We start from the raw sequence: 2,866 nt of genomic DNA on the forward strand, positions 1-2,866 counted from the left end.
CACGGGAGCGCGGGCGGGATCGGGGCACCCCGGCGCGGGGCGATCGCCGCCGCCCTGACCGGTGCCCTGCTGGTGCTGGTCACCGCCTGTGGCGGCAGCAGCAGCGCCGACGACAGCTCCGGGGGAACCGGGGGCGAGGACGAGAAGAACGCCAAGGGGGGCGTCGAACTCCTCATATCCCCCGGGGACGGTGCCACGGACGTGGCCACCGGCGGGGAACTCCGGGTGACCGTCGAGGACGGCACCCTCACCGAGGTCGTGGTCACCGACGCCGAGGGCGGAACCGTGGCCGGGGAACTCGACGAGGAGGCCACGGCCTGGGAGCCCACCGAGCACCTGGCCAACGGCACCTCCTACACCGTGGAGGCCACCGCCGAGAGCGCCGACGGCGAGACGGTGAAAGAGACCTCCGGCTTCACCACGCTCGAGGCGGAAGCCACCTTCGCCACCAACTGGAACGTTCCCGAGGACGCCACCGTCGGCACCGGCATGATCATGTCGATCACCTTCGACACACCGATCGAGAACCGGGAGGCCGTCGAGGAGGCCATTCGCGTCACCACGGAGCCCGAGGTCGAACTGCGCGGGCACTGGTTCGGCGACCAGCGCCTGGACATCCGCCCCGAGAACTACTGGCAGCCGGGCACCGAGGTCTCCGTCGAGTTCCGCACCCGCGGCGTCGAGGGCGCACCGGGCGTCTACGGCACCCGGCACAACGAGCGGTACTTCACCATCGGCCGGCACCAGGTCAGCACCGTGGACGCCGCCGCCAAGACCATGGAGGTCGTGCGGGACGGCGAGGTGCTGCGCACCCTGCCGGTGACCACCGGCGAACCGGGCAACGACACCTGGAACGGCAAGATGGTGATCACCGAGCGCCTGAAGGAGACCCGGATGGACGGCTCCACCGTCGGCTTCGACGGGGAGTACGACATCGAGGACGTCCCCCACGCGATGCGGCTGAGCACCTCCGGCACCTTCGTGCACGGCAACTACTGGGCGAGCGAGTCGACCTTCGGCTCGCAGAACGTCAGCCACGGCTGCATCGGACTGTTCGACAAGCAGGGCGCCAACGACCCCAGCACCCCCGGCGCCTGGTTCTTCGACAACTCGATCATCGGTGACGTGGTGGAGGTCCTGAACTCCAACGACGCCATCATCGCCCCCGACAACGGCCTCAGCGGCTGGAACACGGACTGGAGCGCCTGGGGCTCCGGACAGTGAGGCGACCGGGGTCGCGGACGGACGTCCCGGCCCCGGTCGGAACGGGCCCGGCGCGCTGTGAGCAAGCGCACCGGGCCCGTTCCCGTGAACGGCCGCTAACCTGGCGGCCATGACCGTACATCTGGAGGTGGCGGACGGGGTCGGAACCCTCCGCCTGGACCGCCCGCCGATGAACGCGCTGGACATCGGGATCCAGGACCGACTGCGCGCGTTCGCCGAGGAGATCACCACCCGGGAGGACATTCGGGCGGTGGTGGTGCGCGGCAGCGAGAAGGTCTTCGCCGCCGGCGCCGACATCAAGGAGATGCGGGGGATGGACCATCGGGCGATGGTCAACCGCTCCCGCGGGCTGCAGGACGCCTTCACCGCGGTGGCCCGCGTCCCCAAACCGGTGATCGCCGCCGTAACCGGCTACGCCCTGGGCGGCGGTTGCGAGTTGGCGCTCTGCGCGGACCTGCGCGTCGCGGCCGACACCGCGAAGCTGGGTCAGCCGGAGATCCTGTTGGGGCTCGTTCCGGGCGCCGGCGGGACCCAGCGGCTGCCCCGCCTCATCGGGCCATCCCGCGCCAAGGACCTGATCTTCACCGGCCGCATGGTGGACGCCGAGGAGGCCCTGCGCATCGGCCTGGTGGACCGGGTGGTGCCCGCCGCGGAGGTGATGGCCGAGGCGGACGCGCTGGCGCGGAAACTCGCGGACGGGCCGGCCATCGCGCTGCGCGCCGCCAAGGAGTCGATCGACGCCGGCCTGGAGGCGGACATCGACAGCGGACTGGCCCTGGAACGCGCCTGGTTCTCCGCCCTCTTCGCCACCGAGGACCGGGAGATCGGGATGCGCTCCTTCGTCGAGGAGGGCCCCGGCAAAGCCCGCTTCACCCGCTGAACCGGACCACCGCCCCGAAGGGCGCACGCAGGGCGCACCGGCACGACCGGTGCGCCCTGCGTGCGCTCCACCGGGCGCGCATCACTCTTTCGTGCCTCATCCGCACGTCGGCACGACCCGAGGTTTTCGGTCGGTTCCGGCCTCGGGAAGGGGCCGTTCGCCCCCTTCCCCGGCGGCTCCGCCGCGGTCCCGTCATCGCTGGTGACAGGGGTGATCCCGGCTCCCGCTCCCCCGCGGGCAAACGGTCCTGAACGGACGGAAGGTGACATCGGGCCCCCTGCCGGATCATGCTCGATCGTCCCGAAACGGTCCCGCGGCCGGCATATGCGCGCCATGATGGAGGGCATGGGAGCAACGGCGGAGACCACCCCGCGGGGAAGCGGGGGACCACTGGGCGGATCGGTCGCGGAACCGACCCCCGGCTCGGCGGGGAGCACGGCCGGTCGCGGGCCGACGGACCCCCTGGAAACGGTACGGGCGGTCGGGGCGTTGGCGCTCGATCCGGCGGCCGAGGAGATCGTCCTGCCCTCCCACCCGCGTTCGGCGGGGGCGGCGCGTCGCGTCACCCTCCTGCAACTGCGCACCCGTTGGATGCTCCCGGCGGAACTCACCGACGACGCCGTGCTGCTGGTCTCGGAACTGGTGGGCAACGCGGTGCGGCACGCCGGCGCCGACGGCTTCGGACTGCGCTTCCGCCGTCGGCGCGGTTGGCTGAGGGTCGAGGTCCGCGACCCCTCCCGCGCGCTGCCCTGTCTGTTGCCC

3 protein-coding genes are annotated in these 2,866 nt (G+C 71.9%); all 3 read left to right on the top strand.

All coding sequences use genetic code 11. From position 1 onward, the window contains the following. Positions 1-18: 18 nt before the first annotated feature. Complete coding sequence (locus FNQ90_RS18380; protein ID WP_182607382.1) at positions 19-1,224, top strand: L,D-transpeptidase; 1,206 nt, start codon at positions 19-21, stop codon at positions 1,222-1,224. A 109-nt stretch (positions 1,225-1,333) separates the two neighbouring features. Next, entirely contained in the window at positions 1,334-2,104 is a 771-nt protein-coding gene (locus FNQ90_RS18385) for an enoyl-CoA hydratase/isomerase family protein (RefSeq protein WP_182607380.1), read from the top strand. A gap of 345 nt (positions 2,105-2,449) precedes the next feature. Next, positions 2,450-2,866: ATP-binding protein (locus FNQ90_RS18390; RefSeq protein ID WP_182607381.1), on the top strand; the 417-nt coding region annotated here is incomplete at its 3' end.

It is taken from the genome of Streptomyces alkaliphilus, assembly GCF_014141535.1.
GTDB classification, from domain to species: domain Bacteria; phylum Actinomycetota; class Actinomycetes; order Streptomycetales; family Streptomycetaceae; genus Streptomyces; species Streptomyces alkaliphilus.

Coding starts and splice junctions, on each gene's coding strand:
- FNQ90_RS18385 (WP_182607380.1), top strand. CDS start 1,334: ATGACCGTACATCTGGAGGTGGCGGACGGGGTCGGAACCCTCCGCCTG.